This window comes from Mesorhizobium sp. M0136, from assembly GCF_040322515.1.
Taxonomy (GTDB): Bacteria; Pseudomonadota; Alphaproteobacteria; order Rhizobiales; family Rhizobiaceae; genus Mesorhizobium.
In genome coordinates this window covers 1-20,891 of record NZ_JAMYTP010000042.1, presented here as the reverse complement: position 1 = coordinate 20,891, position 20,891 = coordinate 1, and the positions used below count along the sequence as shown (strand labels likewise).

Sequence of the window (20,891 nt, the reverse complement as noted above, 5' to 3'; positions counted from 1 at the left end):
CGTCAGCCGTCGGCTGGATGATGGCAGGCGACCAGGTGGCCCTCGCCGATGCTTTGGAGAAGCGGGCGCTCGCTGCGGCAGGTCGGGTTGGCAGCTGGGCAACGGGTGTGGAACCGGCACCCCGAGGGTGGGTTCATCGGGCTGGGCAGGTCACCCTTGAGCACCAGTCGGCCGCGCCGCGCCCGGTCGATGCCGGGTATCGGCACGGCGGAACGCAGCGCCGCGGTGTAATGGTCGCCCGGACATTTGCGGCAATCGAGGAAGATCCGACCGTCTATCACACCATGAATGGTCCCAATGAGTTCCACGTCATCGGCACGATGCGGGACTGGACCATCGTCGACCGCCTGCATCGGATCGAGGCGCCGACCCTGGTTTTCCGCGGCTTCTACGACGAAGCGGCCGAGGCCTGCGTCCAGCCCTTTCTGGATCTTATCCCGCGCGTCGAAGGCCTGGTCTTCCCGAATTCCAGCCACATGCCGCATGTCGAGGAAAAGCACGACTGCCTCGCCGCCGTCGGGCGCTTCCTGGCCAAATACGATTGACGTTGCAGCACCAGGCCTTCTGCTCCAACGGATCGTCGACACGGCGCAGTGGTCGTGAAGGCCGGCATGGCCGGAATCAGCCTGCCTTCACCTGTACTGGCTTCCCGTCGCTGAAAAATCTGACGGATACGGAGTGGGAGGGACCCCCGGCGCCGGTGGGTATGGAAACTATCGCCTCCAAGTTTCGCAAAACACGTTGCAACCGAATTGATTAGCCGTCGTTAAAGTGCGGGTGATCTAGGGGGCATGGGGAGGCTTTCATGCAGACGTATCTCGTCGAGCGTATGGACGGCGACGATGTTATATCGGTGCGCGTTGTCAACGCGCCGAGTCCGTTCAGAGCCGCAGCTATGATGACGGGCGGGCGTATTACCTTCCGAACGTGGGAAAAGGATTGGATTCGCGTGACCGACGAAAACCGGGGACAGATCTATGCATATTGTTTCGTCCCCGGCAGCTATGCCGACACCGAAGCATCGCCTGTATCGCCCGGGAGAAACACAGAATAGGCAATATGCCTGCGTAGCGGCAATTCCGTCTTCAACCCACCTTGGTCTTCGATCCCGCCTTGGCATGTGTCCAACAGGTGTTGCCAACTTGGCACAAACGCCAGTGCTTGCCGTGTCATGCGCACCACGGCAGCCAGCGAGCTCGGCATGATTGGCTCGGCCCGCGGCTTGCGAAACAGGCGAAGGGCATCATCAGAATGATCGATGAAAAGATCGGGGCGGGGGGCGATAAGTGACCCTAATCTTAGCGTAGGCAACTCATGTCTTCGGCATATTTGGGATCAGAAGTCGCGGATCAGGATCTAGCGGTGGATTGTCAGACAACGACCTCCGATAATTGGTCAAGTGTCCCACAATACGCACTGGATCAGGGTGGTCCCGTACTGCGCCTATTTCAAAGATTGGGTGCCGATTTCACCAACATTGCGGCCTTCGAGCACCTGAGAAATATCGTCCGTCAGTACCCCGACAAGCTTGCGATCAGCGACGGCGCCAATCGTCTGACCTATTCCCAGCTTCTCCGGTCAGTCGAGACGCTGTCCTGCCAGATCGCGGCGGCCGTCCCAGATGGACAGGCGATAGGGATTCTTCAGGCCAACTCAGCCTGGTATCCCATCGCCATGCTGGCAAGCATGGCGGCTGGGCGCCCTTCGGTGCCGCTCAACGCACGAGATCCTGGTTCGCGGATTCTTGAAATCGTGGCCGGGGCGCGACTCTCAGCTATTCTGGGCGAGGGCAATGTCCGACCCGACGGTTTGCCTCACCGGGTCAGTTGGATCGATGTGTCGACCAGTGCGGCCTCGCAGGGTGGGCAAGTGCCTCAGTCTTATTCCGCCTCGGTCGATGCGCCCGCCATCGTGCTTTATACGTCAGGAAGCACGGGCCGGCCCAAAGGCATCGTTAACAGCCAGCGCAGCTTGCTGTGCCGGGTCCAGCAATATGTCGATGCATGCCACATAAACTCGGATGATGTTTTCCTGCCATTGACCGGACCCGCCACAATCGCCGGGTGCCGGGAGATTCTTGCGGCTCTCCTCACCGGCGCCACCTTGCATCTGGTCGAAGTCGAAGCGGTCGGCTTGCGCGCCGTGCAACGTCTGGTGCGATCCGCGGGCGTGACAATCACCTATCTGGTGCCGGCACTGCTTCGCGCGCTCATGGCAGACGGACCTGCGGAAGCGTTTCATTCACTCAGAGTCGCTCGGATCGGTGGCGAGAAGGTGCCGTGGAGCGACATCGCCCTGCTGCGCAAGGCCGTCTCCGATACGTGCCTCATCCAGATCGGTTACTCGTCGACCGAGACCACGGGCTCGCAATGGTTCCTGCCGCGAGACTGGCCGGAGCATGGAGATTCGGTTCCAGTTGGCTGGCTACTGCCTGGCATCACCTTTGCAATTGTCGACAAAGCGGGCCGCCGCGTTCAACCGGGCCACCGCGGAGAGCTTCTGATCAGGAGCCCCTATGTCTTGCTTGGCCATTGGGAGGACGGGGCGGTTGTGCAGGCAACATCAGACCCGGACGATCCAAGCCTTCGGATTTTTGCGACGGGTGACCTCGTTCGACTTGATGACCAAGGCCTACTGCACATCGTCGGTCGCAAGGGGCGCCAGGTAAAGATCAATGGTCGACGCGTCGAGCCAGCCGAACTCGAACGGGTGCTGCGTTGCGCACCCTCTGTTGCGGATGCTGTGGCAATCGTGGCTGCGGCGAATGAGCTTGTCGCCTTTGTTGTTCCTCGGCGCTCGGCCGAAGCGGCCTTTTCAGACGAGCTTCGCCAGCTTGTCAGGTCCAATCTGCCGCCACCGCTGCGTCCCCTGCGGTTGCACACGATCGCCGAGATGCCGCGTCTGCCGAGCGGCAAAGTCGACATCACGACACTTGCAGACATGGATCTTTCAGCCAGAGAGACGGCAGCGATCGAGCGTCCGCTCGAGCCGCGAGGCAAGCTGACGGCGCAGCAGGTCGTCCAGCGGGCATGGACCAGCATTCTTAATACGCGGGTGGCGGCAGGGCGCTGGGATGACGCCGGAGGAGATTCACTGAAGCTGCTGCACTGCGTCATGGAAATCGAAAGCGCTATCGGGCAGGAACTCGGTCTTGAGGCCTTCACCGTCGGGATGAGCCTGGACGAAATGGTCAAGGCGGTCGTGTCTGCACAGGCAGGCGACCAAAGCGCGCGCGCCGAGAAGCACGACCCTCCCATTCTTTTTCTGTTCCCGGGGTCGGTCGGCTATGGCCCGAGCCTTGCTGCCTTTGCAGCAGCGATGGGCAAGGTCACCCGCGTTGCCCCGATCAGGTATCCGGCCCTGGCTCTGATACTGCGCGGGCAAAACAGCCTCGCCGACATGGCCGATGCCGCCGTCGAGCAGATCCGCCGCACTCAACCTTCGGGTAACATACGACTTCTTGGCCATTCGCTCGGCGGGGCTGTTGCTTTCGAAGTTGCGGCGCGGCTGCTGGCCGCGGGGCGAACTGTAAAGTTCCTCGGCATCCTCGACACCAGCCTCATCGGCGAGCGAAGCGCCTACTTGGAGACGTTTACGCGCACATTCAATCGAATCCGGACCAACCGCGTATCCGCTTCCCGGATGGCTTGCCGCGCCCTCGCGAAAGTCGCCGTGAAAATGCGGCGAGAGGCGCAACTGGTCCGGTTTCTCGATCGCTACGCTCAGGGACAATTCAATGCGACGAGCTTTAGAACCAAACTGGAACTGCAGGAGGTTTTGCGGGCACGGGCTTTCTTCCAGTGGCTGACAGAGCCGAAGCCGGCGCTGCCGATCACCGGCACCCTGTTTCGCTGTGCTCGACCCGGAATGACTCTGGCCATCGGCTGGGATCGCGTTTTCGCCCATCTGGACGTGATTCCGATCGTCGGCACCCATATCGACCTGGTCATAGAGCCTCACCTCGCCACCAACCGTCCCCTTATCGAGAAAGCGGTGGCGCAAACCTATTCGCCAACCGAGTCTCGCAAACTGGAGTACAAGCCATCGACCTGATCTCAACATTCGGCAAAGACGCCCTGGTGCTCGACGCTGGCGCGGAAGTCGATCGCATCGTCCAGATCTTGCGCCAGCAGGTCTTTGGCACGCTGCGACGTCGAGGGGTGGTTGTCGGCCTCTCAGGCGGCATCGACAGCTCAGTCGTCGCGGCGTTATGTGTTCGCGCCTTTGGAAAAGACAAGGTCCTCGGGATATTCATGCCGGAGCGCCATTCCTCCGGCGACTCGCTAAGGCTCGGCCGCACCGTCGCCGCGCAGCTTGGTATCGATACGGTCCTGGAGGATATAACGCCGGCCCTCGAAGCGATCGGCGCCTACAGACGGCAGACCGAAGCAATCAAGACTGTCGTTCCCGAATATGGGGACGGCTGGAAATGCAAGCTGGTGCTCGCCTCGGTTCTCGAGAGCAACGGTCTCAACATCACTCGCCTCACGGTTCAGGATCCCGAGGGCAGGACCGACACGGTGCGTCTGCCGTCGGCAGCCTATCTGCAGATCGTCGCGGCAACCAATTACAAGCAGCGCCTGCGCAAGATGACCGAATACTACCATGCCGACCGCCTCAACTACGCGGTAGCGGGCACGCCGAACCGCCTGGAGTACGACCAGGGCTTCTTCGTCAAGCAAGGCGACGGAATTGCCGACCTGATGCCAATCGTCCACCTCTACAAGACCCAGGTCTATCAATTGGCCGAATATCTTGGGGTGGAGGAAGAGGTCCGGCGAAGACCGCCCACCACGGACACCTTCTCGATGCCGCAGAGTCAGGAGGAGTTCTACTTCGCGCTGCCTTATTATTTGATGGATCTGTGCCTCTACGGCTTGAACCACGGGATAGCCAACGAAGAGGTCGCTGAGGCAACCGGCCTCACCGTGGCGCAGGTCCAGAAAGTCTTCAAGGATATCGATAGCAAGCGGCGCGCCGCACGTTATCTTCACGCGCGGCCGTTGGTGTCCTCTTCAATGGGCGAGGGCTAGGCGATGTGCGGCATCGCCGGAATTGTGTCGCTGAGCGGCGCCGCGGCTCCCCCTTCCCGGGATGCGCTGATGCAGATGGTGGGCGCGCTGGCGCATCGCGGCCCGGACGAGCGCGGCCTTTACCGGGACAGACGTGCGGGATTGGCGCATGCCCGCCTGTCCGTCATCGATCTCGCGAGCGGCCAGCAGCCACTCGCCGGCGCGGGCGACACGATGTGGATCGTCTTCAACGGCGAAATCTTCAATTACGTCGAGCTGCGACAAGACCTGGCCGCGCTCGGCTATCGCTTCCGCACACGCAGCGACACCGAGGTCATCGTCCATGCCTATCATGCCTGGGGCGAGGCCGCCTTCGAGCGAATGAATGGGCAGTGGGCAGTCGCCATCTGGGACTCCGTGGCTGGTCGTCTCGTCTTGTCGCGGGATCGGTTCGGCATCTGCCCGCTGCACTTTTGCGAGCATGGCGGACGGCTTTACTTCGCCAGCGAGGTGAAGGCCATTTTCGCGGCCGATGCGGACATACCCCGCGTGTTCGATCCAGCCGGCATCGATCAGACTTTTACTCTTTGGACTGTCGCGCCGCCACAAGGCGTGTTTGGAGGAGTAAGCGAACTCACGCCTGGGCATGTCCGCATTTATGACCGCGGCGTCGTTCGCGAGCGGGCTTTTTGGAAGCCTGCTTATCCAGAGGTTGACGGGCCTGGCGATGATGAATTCAGCGGCTCGCTTGATGACGCGGTGGAGGAAGTGCGCAGCGCCCTGGAGGCCGCGACGGCGCTCAGGATAGTACGCGCCGACGTGCCGGTTGGCTGCTATTTGTCCGGCGGGCTCGACAGCTCACTGGTCGCCACGCTGGGGAGACGCTTCGCGGGCGAGCGCTTCCAGACTTTCTCGCTGCGTTTTGCCGACGCCGAATATGACGAGACGTATTTCCAGCGCCTGATTGCCGGCGTGGCCGGCAGTGACCATCATGAGGTGGTTGTTTCGCGCAGCGATATCGCTGGCATCTTCCCTGAGGTGATCTACCATACCGAGCGGCCAATCCTAAGAACCGCGCCGGCGCCGCTGTTCCTGCTCTCGAGACTGGTGCGCCAGCATGGCATCAAGGTCGTGCTGACCGGCGAAGGGGCCGACGAAATGTTCGCCGGCTACGATTTATTCCGCGAAGGCAAGGTCCGCCGCTTCTGGGGACGCCAGCCCGCCTCGAAGCGACGCTCCCGTTTGCTGGAGCGCCTCTATCCCTATCTCAGCCGCTCGCCGGTACAGCAGCAAGCGATGGCACGCCAGTTCTTCGGGCGCGACATCCACGCCTGTGACGCGCCTGGTTTTGCGCACGGCACGCGCTGGCGTACCACAAGCGCCATCAAGCGACTGTTTTCGCCAGACATGCGCGCCCAAACGGAGCGCCATAACGCCGTGTCCGAGCTGCTTGCCCGCCTGCCGTCGGAGTTTTCGCGATGGGGCTCTCTTGCGCAGGACCAGTATATCGAGATTCAGACGCTGATGTCGGGCTACCTGCTGTCCTCACAAGGGGACAGGATGCTCATGGCTCATTCCGTCGAAGGGCGCTTCCCGTTCCTCGACCATGACCTCGTGAGGGTCGCGAATTCGCTTCCGGCCGCCTATAAGCTGCGCGTGCTCGACGAAAAGCATGTGCTGAAACGTGTGGCGCAACCGATCGTGCCGTCGGAAATCGTCACCCGCAAGAAGCAGCCTTACCGGGCCCCCAACGCGCTTTGCTTCGTCGCAGATGGCGCTCCGGCCTACATTCGCGAAGCACTTTCGGAGGCGGCGCTGCGCGAAGCGAACGTCTTCGATCCCAAATCCGTAACCCGGCTCCTGAGCAAGTGCCAAGCCAGCGCCGGCGGCGGCGACCTGTCCAACTCCGACAATATGGCGCTGGTCGGAGTGCTGTCGACGCAGCTTCTCCATCGGCAATTTATCGCGAGCCGTCCAAGTGGGGCTCGCACGCTCAAGCTCAGCATCGATATCGACCGCGAGCATCGTGAAGAGGTGCTCGCATGATGCATGGCGCCGTACCCCTCCTGCACGACTATCTCACCAACTCTGCCAGCCGGCTCGGCGCCAAGGTGGCCCTGGTGTGCGGCAATCAACGTGTCACCTACGGCGATCTCGACATGCGCTCGAACGCCATAGCGCACCATTTGACCGAGGCTGGAATTGCGCGTGGCGATCGAGTGGTGATCTTCGCCGACAACACTGTCGAGGCCGTCGTCGCTTTCTGGGCGGTGCTCAAGGCCAACGCCGTGGTGTGCATCGTCAATCCGCTCACCAAAAGCGATAAGCTCGATTATTTGCTCAACGATTGCCGCCCGACGGCACTGATCACCGACAAACACCTGCACTCGATTTTCAGGGATCCGGCGCGGAATTGCCCATCGTTGCGCCGCATGATCGTCTCCGGGCCGATCGAACGCAACGACCTGCAAGAACTTCCGCATGCTGTGCGCTGGGATACTGCGGTCGCGGCAGCCCGCAGCACGCCGCCCGCGCGCCGCTGCATCGACATCGATCTCGCTGCGATCATTTATACGTCCGGCTCGACGGGCGAGCCCAAGGGCGTGATGCTGACGCATCGAAACATGATCGCCGCATGCGCCTCGATTTCCTCGTACCTGGCGCTTGCCGAAGACGAGGTGATCCTCAATGTCCTGCCGCTCGCCTTCGACTACGGTCTTTACCAGATGATCATGGCGTTCGGCGCGGGCGCCCGGCTGGTGCTTGAGCGCTCGTTCGCCTTCCCGGCGCAGATCCTTGGGCTGATCAAGCAAGAAAGGGTGACGGGCTTTCCCGGCGTACCGACCATCTTTGCCGCACTCGGGGAGCTCAAGTCTCTGAGGGATCAGGATTTTTCGAGCATTCGCTATGTCACCAACACTGCGGCCGCCCTGCCGCTCAAGCACATTCTCCTGCTGCAGGAGCTGTTTTCTGGCGCCCGTATCTATTCGATGTACGGCCTTACCGAATGCAAGCGCTGCACCTACCTGCCGCCGGACGATCTGGAGCGAAAGCCGTTGAGCGTCGGCATCGCCATCCCCAACACGGAAATGTGGATTGTCGACGAGCATGACAGGCGGGTCGGACCCGGCGTCGTTGGTCAGCTCGTCATCCGCGGAGCGACGGTGATGAAGGGCTATTGGGGCAAGCCGGAGGCGACAGCCAGAAAGCTCAAACCCGGACCGCTGCCGGGTGAGCAGGTCCTGTACACCGGCGACTACTGCCGGATGGACGCCGAGGGCTATCTCTACTTTGTCGGTCGCGGCGACGAGATCATAAAATCGCGCGGAGAGAAGATAGCGCCGAAGGAGGTGGAAAACGCGTTGATGAACATTGCCGGCGTACGGGAAGCCGCGGTCATCGGCGTTCCGGACGAGCTGCTCGGGCAAGCAGTGAAGGCGTTTGTCGTGATGGAGCAGGGAAGCATGCTCGGCGAAAAGCAGTTGCAGAAAGAGTGCCAGAGACGGCTGGAAAACTTCATGGTTCCGAAGTCCATCGTCATCGTACCCAGTCTGCCGATGACCGACACGGGCAAACTCAAAAAAACGGCCCTGTCATGAGTCGGCACCAAAGCGAAGTTGATCAGCATTCATCTTTTGTACCGGAGGCGAAATCAATGTTATCTACCAAGGATAGAACCGATACCTTCAGTGAACAAATTCGCGCTTTCCTGGCCTCGAATTTCTATATAGCCGATCCGGACAGTCTGGAGAGCGACACCTCGCTTCTCGACCAGGGCATCGTGGACTCGACGGGGGTGCTCGAGGTTATCGGCTTCATCGAGGAGACCTTCGGCATCACGGTCGAAGACAGCGAGCTGCTGCCCGAGAACCTCGATTCCATCCAGGGAATTGCGCGATACGTTATGCGCAAGAGAAACTGATTGCCGAAAGCCCGCAGCTCTGTTTCAAATCCCCGGCTGTTTTAAGCCGCGACAGCGCGTCTGAAGCCTGCCGCGACTGTGGCGCTTATGCCTGCGCCTTTGTATGTGCCACAACCACCCGGCCCTCGCCGGCTGGATTGGTGACTGACCGGATACTCTCATAGACCTTGGAACGCTCGAGCAAACTCATGACCTGCCGGTCTTGGCCAAGGCCGACCTCGAAAAGCAGGATGCCTCCGCGCCGCAAATAACGCGGCGCCTCCTTGAGCACCCGCATGTGGATGCTCAGGCCGTAGGGGCCGGCTGCGAATGCTTCACGCGGCTCGAGTTCGACCAGATGCGAACGGTCGCCCTCGAGCCGTTTTTCCGAAATGTAGGGCGGGTTGCAAAGGACCACATCGATCGTGCCGTCAAGCTCCAGGCCGGAGAAGGCGCTGAACAAGTCGCCCTGAAGCACCGTTACCCGCTCCTCCAAATCAAGATGGATGACGTTGCGGCGCGCGACCTGCACGCATCCGTCGGTAAGATCGCTTGCCCACACGCGCGCGGTGGGGGCGTGGTGCGCGATGGCGCACGCCAGATTGCCCGCCCCACAGCACATGTCGACAACGCGAGGTACCGGCAAGTTCAGTTGGCTCAGAACATCGAGAGCGGCGTTGCCGAGCAGTTCCGTTTCCGGTCGAGGAACAAGCGCACCGGGCGAGACGAGCAGCTGCAGTCCCATGAAGGTGCTGCGGCCCCTGCCATAGGCATCGGCGACATTGATCTCTTCGCTCACGACACTCACCTCCCGTTTTACCCGGCGTTGGTGGCCGACAATGGCGCACCGATAAAGTGTATCTTAAAACCGCTTAACTCTCGATCGACAAAATCAAAACCCAATCCCGCCTCAGACGCTTTGAAGCCCTGATGCTACAAAGATGACCATAAGCTTCTGCGCCGTGTCATGATTAGGAATATCTCCTTACTCGACCCGGTTATCCCCAGGCTGGCGAGCCAGTTGCCGAATTCTCAGCCTGGCGTCACGATTTTGCTACATTTTAATCAAAGAAGGCACATATGTAAGCAATTCGTAATGTTCCAGCAGCGGGGCGGAGCTGCTGCTTCCCGGAAGGTTAAAGTTTGTCCCTCATCGAAAGAATCGACGAGATTGCGCGGCAATTTCGCGTCAACGAGCGCGCATCATGAAGTCGACCAAAGAGCGCTCGCTCGATCTACGCTCCGCAATGTTTGGCTGTGTGCACGGCCTCGTCGGCGTAGGCGTTTTCTCCGCATTGATAAATATCCTCGCCTTGACCGGCTCCGTCTACATGCTCCAGGTCTACGACCGCGTGCTGCCTTCGCAGAGCGTGCCGACTCTTATCGGATTTACCGTCGGGATGCTGGGACTTTACGCGGCCTATGGGCTCCTCGATTTCGTGAGGCTTCGCCTGTTGGTCCGCATCGGCAGCCGCCTGCATAAAAATCTGCAGCAAAAGGCGTTTGCAGCCTCGCTTTCCCTGCCCCTCGTCGCCGGGCCGGATGCGAACCGGATACACCCGCTTCGTGATCTGGACCAGCTACGTGGCTTTCTTTCCGGGCTGGGGCCGACGGTCTTATTCGATGCTCCCTGGATACCATTTTATATGGTGGTCATCTATCTGCTGCACCCCGCCCTTGGCGTGCTGGCAACGCTCGGTGCATGCGCCGTTGTTTTTTTGACGGTGGTTGCCGAGATCATCGGCCGCAAACCTGCGGCTCGTGCATCTGAAACACTCGTCGCGCAGCGGCTGCTGGCGGATTCCGGCCGCCGCAATGCAGAGGTCGTTCAGGCGATGGGCCTGTCTGCTCCGCTTAGCCGGCGCTGGAACGAGGTCAGTCATCTTTATCTGAAGAACCAGGAACGGCTTTCGGACGTCGTCGGCGCAGCGAGTTCACTGTCGAAGACGCTGCGAATGGCCTTGCAATCATGTGTGCTTGGGCTTGGTGCCTACCTTGTGATCGGGGGCGAGGCCTCGCCCGGCGTGATCATTGCATCGTCCATTTTGCTGGGCCGCTCACTAGCGCCGGTCGATGTGGCCATCGCAAACTGGAGAGGGTTTCTGGCAACCCGCAAGAGCTATTCCGAGCTGGCGGCAGCGCTAGATGCCTTTGCTAGCCAGCAAGAGACAATGGAACTGCCGCGCCCAAAGGCGGAGCTTGCGGTCGAAGATTTGACTGTCGCGCCACCAAGCCTGCAGAAGCCAACCATCTTCAATGTAAGCTTCCGCTTGGCAAGAGGCGCAGGGTTGGCAGTCGTCGGCCCGAGCGGCTCCGGTAAGACCACGCTCGTGCGCGCTTTGGTCGGGGCGTGGAAGCCGCTTCGTGGCACGGTAAGATTGGACGGCGCCTCGCTCGATCAGTGGAACTCAGAACTGCTCGGCATTCATATTGGCTACCTGCCACAGGACGTTGAGCTGTTCGACGGGACGATCGCCGATAACATTTCGAGGTTCGGTGGCAAAAGCGACGCAAAAGGCGTGCTAGCAGCTGCCAAGGCTGCGGGCGTGGACAAGATGATCATGCGTCTTCCGCAGGGTTTTCAAACACGCATCGGAGAAGGCGGCGCGGCCCTTTCGGCTGGGCAGAGGCAGCTCGTCGGGCTTGCCAGGGCACTTTACGGCGATCCCTTCCTCGTCGTTCTTGACGAACCAAATTCCAATCTGGACGCAGACGGCGATGCTGCTTTGGCCGGCGCAATCCTGGCTGTGCGTCAGCGCGGCGGTATCGTGATCGTCGTTGCGCATCGCCCCTCCGCTCTCGTCAACATCGATCAGGTACTCGTCCTGTCGAACGGGATGCTCCATTCGTTCGGCTCGCGCGAAGACGTTCTGGCAAATGTGGTCCGGCCCTTCCCGCGTCCGGACAAGCCAAACATTGTCGTTCCGCTGCAGCACGGTGCAAGCGGGCATGCGTGAGGTATTGCTTAGTGTCTAACGTGACCATGTCGTCATATGCTGCGGTTGGCGGCGAAGGCCAGCCGACCGGGGCGAAGCCGGAGTCGGATGGCATTCGAGCCAATCTACCCTGGGGTAATCTGGTCCGGGGCCTGGCAACAAATTGTCGTTCCGCCGCGCAAAGGTGCGGACGAGCATATGCGAGGTATCGCTCCACTGTTACCGTGTCGTCATACGTCGCCGCCGGCGGTGAGAGCCGTTCGTTGGGGACGAAGCCAGAGCCGGATGGAATCCGGGCCAATCTGCTCCTGGGCCTGGCAACCAGCTTGCTGTTGGTCTTTGGCGGAGGGCTCTGGTTGGGATTGACCAAGATTGCCGGCGCGGTGATTGCGCCTGCGACTGTGGTGGTCGAAAGCAACATAAAAAAAGTGCAGCATCAAACCGGCGGCACCATCGGCGGAATCTTCGCGCAGGACGGCGATCATGTGAAGGCCGGCGACGTGTTGGTCAGGCTGGACAACACCTTGACCCGAGCAAACCTGCAGATAATCACCGAGGACCTCAATCGCGCCACCATTCGTCTGGCCCGACTGGAGGCCGAGCGCCAGGGTCTGCCGGAAATGCAGATCCCGCCCGACCTTCGCGCTCAAATGGGTGACCCGCAAGTGGCGGCACTTGTCAGTGGCGAGCGTGCCTTGTTTGAAAGCCGTGCTGCGGCGCTGGCTGGCCAGAAAGCCCAATTGCAAAGCCGCTCGAAGCAGCTGGAACGTCAGATCGATGGCCTCAAATCGCAGCAGTCTGCGACGGACGAGTCTCTGGATCTGCTGACCAAGAACCTTGCAGATGTCGAATCTCTCTATGCAAAGAAGTTGGTGTCCAAGGAGAGGTTGAGCAATGTCAGCCTGGAGAAGACCCGGACTCGCGGCGAATCGGGACGCCTTGTCGCGGCGATAGCGGAGGTACAGGCTCACATCAGTGAAACGGACCTGCAGGTGCTTCAGCTCGACGAACAAATGCGGAGCGACGTGACCAACGAACTTCGCGAAACGGAAGCCAAGCAGACCGAACTCAGTGAGCGCAAGGTGGTGGCCGAAGACGAACTCGGCAGGACAGACATTCGTGCCCCGCAGTCGGGCACGGTACAAGAATCCTCGGTCCACACCGTCGGAGGCGTAATTGGCGCCGGAGAGGTGCTCATGATGATTGTGCCCGATTCCGACAACCTTGTTGTCGACGCTTCCATTCCTCCGTCGCGTATCGATGAGATTCATCCCGGACAGCAGGTGTCGATCCGCTTTCCGGCGTTCGACGCCGGCACCACACCTGCTTGCGAAGGCTCGGTCAAGCGCGTCTCAGCGGATCTGATCAAGGATCAGCAACGCCAGCTTTCCTATTTTTCGGCTCGCATCGACGTCGAGAATGAAGCGACCTGCCTGACTGGAGAGAAAATACTCAAACCCGGCATGCCCGCCGAAGTCCACATAAGAACCGACGAGCGCAGTGTCTGGTCCTACTTGATGAAGCCTCTTACCGACCAGTTCTCCAGGGCCTTCAGGCAGTAAGGGGCTGCCACACTATCAACCGGCAGCCCGGCGGGTTCATCGGGTCGCCGCGTTTTCGAGAGCGCTGCTGAACCTGACCTCGATCGTGTCTCCCGGCATGACCTCGGTGTCTTCTTGGACAAGCTGTTTCCGCCATTCTTCGCCGAGCTTGCGAACGATCGTGACCTCGGCCTGGATCCTTTCGCCGGCAACCGGCAACGGCAGGGCGGCCGCTCCCGTGGGCTGCAACTTCTGGCTGGCGGCGCGAAGTCTTGCGCTGACGTCGGCAAGGCGCACGTTGGTATCCTTCAGCTCGGTCAGCAGACCGATCCTTCTTTGGTTGTCATTGCGTTCGCGCTGTCTGGCAAAATCGTCCTGCTGACGTCGTGCTCTCATAAGTTCAACCGAGGTTTCGAGTGCCCGGCTGGAAGAGAGCACCAAAGCGCGCCGGACGTCGGCGAGCCGGGTATTGGTTAGATTTCCCGACTCAAACGCTTTCCTTACGCGCGCCAGTTCGTCTTCGTCCGCCTTCACCCCATCCGCTTCGGCCCGCTCGCGCTCGAGCAAGGTCTCGGTTTGTGCTGCAGCATCCTTGCCACTTTTATCGAGAAAGCTCTGCTCTTTCTGGAAATTGTCCAACGAGAGCTTCAGCCCTTCTGCTTCGGCCTGCGCGATCGCCGACGCAAAACCTGCCGACAAGGGCGACCCTTGTGGTGGCTGCATGTCGAAAGTCGACTTACCCTGAAGTTCGGCGCGGAGACGGGCGCTGTGAAAATAGTCTCTCGTGTATTCCCCCCAAAGCGACTCATAATCGCGCCGCAGATCCACCGGATCGGGGCCAACCTGGTTTGCCCGGGACCGCAAAAGGCTGAAGCCACCTGACACGGCAATCGCCTGCCGCACGGTCATCAGCGGGCGATAGGCCTGCTGTCCGGGAGTGAGCACGTCGCCAGTCACATAGATCGGCCTGTACTCTGCAACCACGGCGGTCACGTCTGTCGGCTTGATGACGATCATTTGCTCCCGCCCGTCAGGCAGCCGCTGGTGGAATATCTTGGTTGGCAAGATCGTCTGCATGCGTGTCTGCAGTTCGGCCGGAGTCAGGCCGCCAACCGAAACCATCCCGACTTCGGGAAGCGCGATCGTGCCGTCCATCTGGACCACCACACGTTGCGTTCGCTCAGAGATGGAGGCAATTCCTATCTCGACGGTATCGCCGGCGGAAAGTCGATAAGGAACCCGTGCTTCCGCCGCAGCGGCCGTTTCCATCGCGGCTAGCATGCCGAGCACGACAAGAAGGATTCGATTAACGAGGACCATTGGCGGCAATCTCCTTCTGGTTCGACCGCGACTCTTCCGGCCAATCGAGACGGGTGATGAATTCGTAGACTGGCCCGCCAGGCACGCCCCAGTTGCTCGACCAGATCACCTGTGAGCCGTCGGGGGACGGCGAGGCATGGGTTTCGCTCCAATAGTCGGACGGGACGTTGTGGGTTTGCGTGACTCGTCGAACCTCACCGCTGCCGTCGAGGCGCAGCGCGATCACCTCTCGCGCATATGGCGCCCAGTCGCGATTGGCAGATATCTCATCGGGATTGCCGCCATAGCTCACGAACACCCAGCCGCTCCTGTCCAGTGCCCGCGCGGACGCATGCTCCGCTTCGCCAAATTTCATAAGCGAGGTGACCTTCCCGTCAATCAGTCTCCTTTTGATGACGTGATATTTGTCAGGGTCGGATTTGCTGATGCCCACGAAAACTTCGCTACCGTCATCATCGACCGTCATATCGCCATGGCCGGGCCGATGATGGTCCGTCCACCTCTGCCGCAACGTCCCGTCGACGGAGAAAATAGCTCGCTGTTCTGTGTCTTCGTTCACGTTCTGAAAGCACAGGATGTTCGCTCCCAGCGGGGAGATCGAGCAGGCGCTGACCGTTCCGGCAAGCTGGGCAAGATCGATGTCAGGAAATTTCCGGCGCTGCTTGAGATCATAGGCAAAGGCAACCATCGCACCATCCCCACGGATCGCGCGCACTGCTATGCGATCGCCGTCGCGGCTAGGATTGCCTTTGGACGGACCGAACTGAAGATCATGGTAATTCGGCGACACGAACAGCACGTCTTCGCGATTGGTCCGTGGCGCCCAGGTCGAAATTTTCCGGTCCTGAACGCAAATCATCAGATCGGGATTTTGCGGATGCCATTCGCATTCAGCCGATCGAGCGCGACGGAAAAGCGGGACATAGGTGTGCCCGTCGAAAAAGCACATGCCATTGCAGCCGTTGGTGATGACGAGGAGGCTCTGGTCTGAATTCCACGCCTGGGAGCTGGAATAACGGTGGCTGCAAAATTTCTTCTCGCATACGACGCCATTGCCAAGAGCGCCAGGCTTGGTGATGCGCATGAAAACTGTCCCGAAGGCTGGATCCGTCGCGGGTTGGAGATAATCGGGCAGATCCATCATCACTGGCGCGACAAACTGTGTCGGCGCGCTGTCTTGCCGGCCGCTGGCCGTGGACAAATCCAACGACAAGGCAGCCGCAATCAACAGCGGAGCCAACCCACGCGGGCGAAAGGTCATGTCATGTAGCCCATTTCGTGTCGCACCCGGCCTTCGCTGAGGCGCCCTTGCCACCATCCGATGGTCCGCTCCAAGCCTTCGCGCAGGCTGGTCTGGGCGCGCCATCCAGTCTTGCTTTCGAGGAGCGAAGAATCGGCCAGCAAGGCACGCACCTCGGAATTCTGCGGCCGCAGCCGGCGCTCGTCGCGGTGAATTGGTTTCTTGCAGCCACTCAACTCGATCACCAGATCCAATATGTCCGAGATCGTCACAGCGCGCTGGCTTCCGGCATTGTAGGCATGGCCAAATTCGAGCTCGGCCGAACCTGCGGTCAAAAACGCCGCCGCAGTGTCTTCCACGAAAGTAAGGTCGCGGATCGGGCTTGTGTCTCCCACCATGATCGCAGGGCATTTTTTATCGAGAGCCTGACGTATGATGGTCGGTACGATGGCCCGCTCACTTTGGCGTGGGCCGTACGTATTGAAGGGCCGCATGATAACCACGGGAATGTCGAACGATCTGGCGTAGGACTCCGCCATCATGTCCGCACCGATCTTGGATGCCGAATACGGGGACTGTCCCTGCAATGGGTGAGACTCGCTGATAGGCATTGTCAGCGCGGTGCCATAAACCTCGCTTGTCGAGGTGTGCACCACACGCTCAGTCTCCCATTGGCGCGCCGCTTCGAGGACGTTGACCGTGCCCAGGATGTTGGTTTCCACATAGGACTGGGCGGCGGCATACGAATACGGGATAGCGATCAGTGCGGCGAGATGAAACACGACCGCCTGGCCGCGCACGATCCGATTAACGAACGCGCTGTCGCGAACATCGCCGCGGATGAGGTTCAACTGGCTTCGTATGGTGTCCGGTAAATCGTCCAGCCAGCCGTGGCTGTCGAAGGAATTGTAGAGAGCCACCGCGGTGACGTCGGCACCGCTACGGACGAGCGCCTCGGTGAGATGCGAACCGATGAACCCATCGGCACCCGTAACCAGAACTTTCCTGCCCTTGTATGCCATGACCCAAGCGTTCCCCCTATGACGTAAGGCACTGACTTTGCAAATCCACGAGAGCGCCGATGTCCCACCTGCTCTCAAGTTTCGATCGGCGGCGGCGAAACGACGCCAAGCACCGCCAGCAGGCCGCGCACCATCCAGATGACATCGGAGACGATCGTGCGTTGCGGATAATAGGAAAGGTCAAGCCTGGCTTTGGCCGGAAACAAGACCTCGCGGTAGAACAGTAACGGGTCCACGGATCGCGGATAAAAATGCGCTTCATTCCGGAAGAGAACCTGGGCTGGACCAAGCAAGCCTGGCTTGTATTGTAAAATACCCTCGAAGCCCCCGCGAAAACAATCGGCGAAGACAAGGCTCTCCGGGCGCGGCCCGACGATTGCCATCTCGCCCCTGAAGACGTTCCAAAGCTGCGGCAGCTCGTCGAACTTGGTGACGGCGAGGAACCGTCCTACCGGCGTCATGCGGCTGTCATCGGCCATGGTCAGCGCCAAGCCACCGGGATCGCATTTTACGCTGAACTTGCGGAACTTGTACATGCGGAATGGGCGAGCACCGGCCCCGACGCGGGTCTGCGTAAAGAAGATGGGCCGACCGCCTTCCAGCAGCAGCGCCACGGCAATCAGCAACATCAGCGGAGCAAAGACGATCGCCGCGGCCGCAGCAATGACGAGATCAATTGCTCGTCTCACAGTCCCATGGGCGGCACTTGAGACGTTAGGCCGGTGAATGGCTAGGTCCAGGGCATTCATGCGGCTGTTCCTGTCTGAGCGCAACCGCTAACCGCCGCGGCAAGAGCGACAACCACCGTTTCGACCAAAGGTGCCGTGACCTGCGGATGCAGCGGTACCGTCAGCTCGCGCTGCGCAAAATCTTCGGTGCGCGGCAAATGAGTATCGGGGATAAGCTCACGATAGAGCGTCATCTGGTGCACCGGCGGGTAGTGGATAGTGGTTTGTATCCCTTGCGCGCGCAGTGCGTCGATGACGTCTTGCCTGTCGGCGTAACGTGGCAAAAGGATAGGCATGATGTGATAGGCCGACGTCCGCGGCTCGTGGAACGGGATGGTCACGGCCGGACAATGCTTGGCTATGAGACGGCGATACAGCATGACCAGGATACGCCTGATCTCATTCCACTCTTGCAAATTTTGCAGCTGGACGAGTCCGATCGCAGCCCGCAATTCATCCATGCGATAGTTGAATCCGAGCATGGTGACATCATACTGAGGGGTGCGGCTGTTCAGCCTTTGACGTGTCCCGGTGGTCATCCCATGTCCACGCGCCTGGCGGATTGTCTCGAGCAGACCGGCATCCCTGGCGATCACAGCCCCGCCTTCCGCCGTGGTCATGTTCTTGTTGCCGTAGAAGCTGAAGGCGGCCGCGGCACCAAATGTCCCCACCTCCTTCAAGCCCGGCGCATGGGCCGCGTCCTCGACGATATGCAGCCCCCGGGCACGGGCGAACCTCTGCCATTGTTCCCGATCGGCGAGGTAGCCGGCGAAATGGACGAGAATGATTGCCTTGGTGCGGGCCGTGCATTTCGCTTCGGCTTCCACGATCGACATCAGCGGCACGTCGGCTGACTCGATGTCGACGAAGACCGGCGTCGCACCGACATAGAGGACCGCATTTGCGGTCGCCACGAACGTCAAGGATGGCACCAGCACCTCGTCGCCCGGTCCGATGCCAAGTGCGTGCAAAATGAGATGAAGCGCTGCCGTACAAGAACCGACCGCGACGCAATCCTCCGCACCATGGACGTCGGCAAAAGCTTGTTCGAAGGCTCGTACCTGCTCCCCCATCGTCAGCCAGCCGCTGTCGATGACCTTGGTCAAAGCAGTCTTTTCCGGCACACCCAGGATCGGGGCACTGACCAAGAGCATCACAACCTCCTAGACTGATAATTGTGGGAACCGAGCTCGTGACTTCATCATGCAGCCGTCGCGGTGACCTCGATCGAGGCCGATTGGTCTTCCCAGGAAATGGTCTGTGCGTTCTGGAAGTCGTCGACGCGCCCGATATCGAGCCAGAGACCCTCATGCTTGTACACGTGCACGGTTGTGCCGTTCTGCATCATCTGCAGCATCAGGTCGTCGAACCCAAAGGGTATGCCGGATGGGATAAACTGCAGAACGTCCGGGTTCATGCAGTAAATTCCCATGCTGACCAGATGCGAGAGGGTCGGCTTCTCGCGAAAGACCTGCACGGTATTGTCGACTTCGTCGATGACGCCGAAATCCATCTTGATCAGACGACAGGCTGTTGCGATCGTCACCGGATCGGTGTGCTTACGGTGCGCTGCTACAAATCGACTGAGGCTTAGATCCGTAAGGACGTCGCCATTGAGAACGATAAACGGCTCCGTCAGTTCATCCCTGATCAAAGACAGTGGCCCGATGGTGCCAAGCGGCTCCATCTCCTGCGTATATCGAATCTTCAGGTTCCACTGCGAGCCATCTCCACACACGGTGCGGATCAAGTGGCCGAGATACCCGGTTGTAATATAGACTTCCTGAATACCGTTGCGTCGCAACCATTTCAGAAGCATCTCGAGAACCGGCCGTGCGCCGATCGGCATGAGCGGCTTCGGCAAGACCGAAGTGAAGGGGCGGAGGCGTGTTCCCATTCCTCCACATTGAATCACCGCTTTCATCCTGGTCCTCCCTTGTTCATTCGGCCTGAACGCTATCGTCACGGGCCGGCTATCCTGCCTTGGTCAGCACCCGGGAAACACGTTGTTTGCCCCTCCGAAGAACCGGTGAGATTTCCCGTAGAAGACCGGTGAGATTTCCCCGCCGATCCCTGACCCGGACATTGCATCTGGATGGTATGTGGCCGTCGGGGTGGATGTCGTCGTGCATTCGAATGGTAACAATTCGGCCGTTTTGCTGTTCTATATCTTTGGATCTATGGCAGTGCTGAACGACCAGCCGGTCTGTCAGCTTTCCAAAAGGCCAGAACGTATGTTCGACGACGTTCGGCGGGTTCGCTCACAAGGGGCAAAAAAAAAGAGGAGCGTTTCCCGTTATTTAAGATTATATTAGAAATTCGGCGTTTGCGGTGTTGGGGGTGCCGCGGCGTCGGCTGGATGAATCGACGAGTGAATGGCTACGACTTCAGGCCCATCACCGTTCAATCCATTCAGATACGCGTTGGGGTAGTTCAATGTATCGAATCGTCATCGCCGACGATCACGGCTTGTATCGTCGCGGCTTGCGATTGGCACTGACCGCAGGCATTCCAGGTGTAGAGATATTTGAAGCGTCTTGTTTCGACGCGGTGCTCAGTTTGCTGGCGGAGCAATCGTTCGTGGATCTCGCGATCCTGGATCTGAATATGCCAGGCCTGTTCAATCAAGAAGTGCTCGGCGGGATCCTGTCCGCCTATCCGGATACGCGATTTGCGATCGTTTCCGGAAACGATTCACGCTCGGAAATACTCACGGCTCTGTCGATCGGGCTTCACGGTTACATCGTAAAGTCGCAGACGGACGAAGAGGTTGTTTTGGCCGTCAATGAAATCCTCTCCGGGCGCATCTATGTTCCCGCACTTCTGTCACGCTCGGGTGCAACGCAAGCAACCCACGCGCATACCCACTCCGAGAAGGGCCCACAGCGACGTACCGCTGGCGTCAACCTTGGCAGGCTGACCTCGAGGCAAAAGGAAGTCCTCAAGCTGATGGCGGAAGGCTATTCAAACAAGGAAATTGCGCGCGATCTGGAAATCGCGGAGGCGACCACGAAAATCCACGCTGCTGCGGTTCTGCGTGAATTGGGGGTACGCAATCGGACCGAGGCTGCCGTTATGCTGAAGACTTGGCTTTCGAGACATGCCAGCTAGAGCGGTTCCTGATTTGACGGAATCGAAGGGGATTGAACGAAGCCGCTGACGCGGCATTTGGTGCACCGGTTTGCGGATGA

General features: G+C 59.9%; 17 protein-coding genes and 1 pseudogene. 10 read left to right on the top strand and 8 right to left on the bottom strand.

Annotated features, from left to right (window positions below):
* Positions 1-2 precede the first annotated feature (2 nt).
* On the bottom strand, positions 3-353 hold the full coding sequence (locus tag NKJ35_RS29510) for an oligopeptide/dipeptide ABC transporter ATP-binding protein (RefSeq protein WP_352651113.1): 351 nt from the start codon (positions 351-353) through the stop codon (positions 3-5).
* Between NKJ35_RS29510 and NKJ35_RS29505 the strand changes: the two are divergent.
* From NKJ35_RS29505 to NKJ35_RS29475, 7 genes and pseudogenes are all read left to right on the top strand, one after another.
* Positions 234-545, top strand: a pseudogene (locus NKJ35_RS29505) (proline iminopeptidase-family hydrolase); the annotation flags it as partial. The gene NKJ35_RS29510 and the pseudogene NKJ35_RS29505 overlap by 120 nt on opposite strands.
* A gap of 260 nt (positions 546-805) precedes the next feature.
* Positions 806-1,054, top strand: coding sequence for a hypothetical protein (locus tag NKJ35_RS29500; RefSeq protein ID WP_352651111.1), 249 nt, complete (start codon positions 806-808; stop codon positions 1,052-1,054).
* 260 nt (positions 1,055-1,314) lie between these two features.
* Positions 1,315-4,053 carry an AMP-binding protein gene (locus NKJ35_RS29495; RefSeq protein ID WP_502894277.1) on the top strand — a complete coding sequence of 913 codons (2,739 nt, stop codon included), beginning with the start codon at positions 1,315-1,317 and terminating at the stop codon, positions 4,051-4,053.
* Positions 4,050-5,033: an NAD(+) synthase gene (nadE, locus tag NKJ35_RS29490; RefSeq protein ID WP_352651128.1), complete on the top strand. Its 984-nt coding sequence runs from the start codon at positions 4,050-4,052 to the stop codon at positions 5,031-5,033. Before NKJ35_RS29495 ends, nadE begins: the two co-directional genes overlap by 4 nt.
* A gap of 3 nt (positions 5,034-5,036) precedes the next feature.
* Positions 5,037-7,058 carry an asparagine synthase (glutamine-hydrolyzing) gene (gene asnB / locus NKJ35_RS29485; RefSeq protein ID WP_352651109.1) on the top strand — a complete coding sequence of 674 codons (2,022 nt, stop codon included), beginning with the start codon at positions 5,037-5,039 and terminating at the stop codon, positions 7,056-7,058.
* Positions 7,055-8,611: a class I adenylate-forming enzyme family protein gene (locus NKJ35_RS29480; RefSeq protein ID WP_352651107.1), complete on the top strand. Its 1,557-nt coding sequence runs from the start codon at positions 7,055-7,057 to the stop codon at positions 8,609-8,611. Before asnB ends, NKJ35_RS29480 begins: the two co-directional genes overlap by 4 nt.
* Positions 8,612-8,667: 56 nt before the next feature.
* Positions 8,668-8,934 (top strand): acyl carrier protein, encoded by a 267-nt coding sequence (locus NKJ35_RS29475; protein WP_254819389.1) that lies wholly within the window; start codon positions 8,668-8,670, stop codon positions 8,932-8,934.
* 85 nt (positions 8,935-9,019) lie between these two features.
* Here NKJ35_RS29475 and NKJ35_RS29470 read toward each other — a convergent pair whose 3' ends face one another.
* Positions 9,020-9,712: a N5-glutamine methyltransferase family protein gene (locus tag NKJ35_RS29470; RefSeq protein ID WP_352651105.1), complete on the bottom strand. Its 693-nt coding sequence runs from the start codon at positions 9,710-9,712 to the stop codon at positions 9,020-9,022.
* A gap of 406 nt (positions 9,713-10,118) precedes the next feature.
* On the opposite strand from NKJ35_RS29470, the gene NKJ35_RS29465 reads away from it, so the two are divergent.
* Positions 10,119-11,870 (top strand): type I secretion system permease/ATPase, encoded by a 1,752-nt coding sequence (locus tag NKJ35_RS29465; RefSeq protein WP_352480481.1) that lies wholly within the window; start codon positions 10,119-10,121, stop codon positions 11,868-11,870.
* A 242-nt stretch (positions 11,871-12,112) separates the two neighbouring features.
* On the top strand, positions 12,113-13,411 hold the full coding sequence (locus NKJ35_RS29460) for an HlyD family type I secretion periplasmic adaptor subunit (RefSeq protein ID WP_352651103.1): 1,299 nt from the start codon (positions 12,113-12,115) through the stop codon (positions 13,409-13,411).
* 36 nt (positions 13,412-13,447) lie between these two features.
* Here the strand turns inward: NKJ35_RS29460 and NKJ35_RS29455 are convergent, their stop codons facing one another.
* From NKJ35_RS29455 to NKJ35_RS29430, 6 genes are all read right to left on the bottom strand, one after another.
* Positions 13,448-14,710, bottom strand: coding sequence for a polysaccharide biosynthesis/export family protein (locus NKJ35_RS29455; protein ID WP_352651101.1), 1,263 nt, complete (start codon positions 14,708-14,710; stop codon positions 13,448-13,450).
* A complete protein-coding gene (locus NKJ35_RS29450) occupies positions 14,697-15,971 on the bottom strand; it encodes a hypothetical protein (protein WP_352507235.1) in 1,275 nt (424 codons plus the stop codon). Before NKJ35_RS29450 ends, NKJ35_RS29455 begins: the two co-directional genes overlap by 14 nt.
* Positions 15,968-16,972: an SDR family NAD(P)-dependent oxidoreductase gene (locus NKJ35_RS29445; protein WP_352480477.1), complete on the bottom strand. Its 1,005-nt coding sequence runs from the start codon at positions 16,970-16,972 to the stop codon at positions 15,968-15,970. Before NKJ35_RS29445 ends, NKJ35_RS29450 begins: the two co-directional genes overlap by 4 nt.
* Before the next feature lie 74 nt (positions 16,973-17,046).
* Entirely contained in the window at positions 17,047-17,721 is a 675-nt protein-coding gene (locus NKJ35_RS29440) for a sugar transferase (RefSeq protein ID WP_352480476.1), read from the bottom strand.
* Positions 17,718-18,854 carry a DegT/DnrJ/EryC1/StrS family aminotransferase gene (locus NKJ35_RS29435; protein WP_352651098.1) on the bottom strand — a complete coding sequence of 379 codons (1,137 nt, stop codon included), beginning with the start codon at positions 18,852-18,854 and terminating at the stop codon, positions 17,718-17,720. The genes NKJ35_RS29440 and NKJ35_RS29435 overlap by 4 nt, the downstream gene beginning before the upstream one ends.
* A gap of 47 nt (positions 18,855-18,901) precedes the next feature.
* Complete coding sequence (locus tag NKJ35_RS29430; RefSeq protein ID WP_023675619.1) at positions 18,902-19,624, bottom strand: nucleotidyltransferase family protein; 723 nt, start codon at positions 19,622-19,624, stop codon at positions 18,902-18,904.
* A 512-nt stretch (positions 19,625-20,136) separates the two neighbouring features.
* Here NKJ35_RS29430 and NKJ35_RS29425 point away from each other — a divergent pair.
* Complete coding sequence (locus NKJ35_RS29425; protein WP_352480474.1) at positions 20,137-20,811, top strand: LuxR C-terminal-related transcriptional regulator; 675 nt, start codon at positions 20,137-20,139, stop codon at positions 20,809-20,811.
* Positions 20,812-20,891 lie beyond the last annotated feature (80 nt).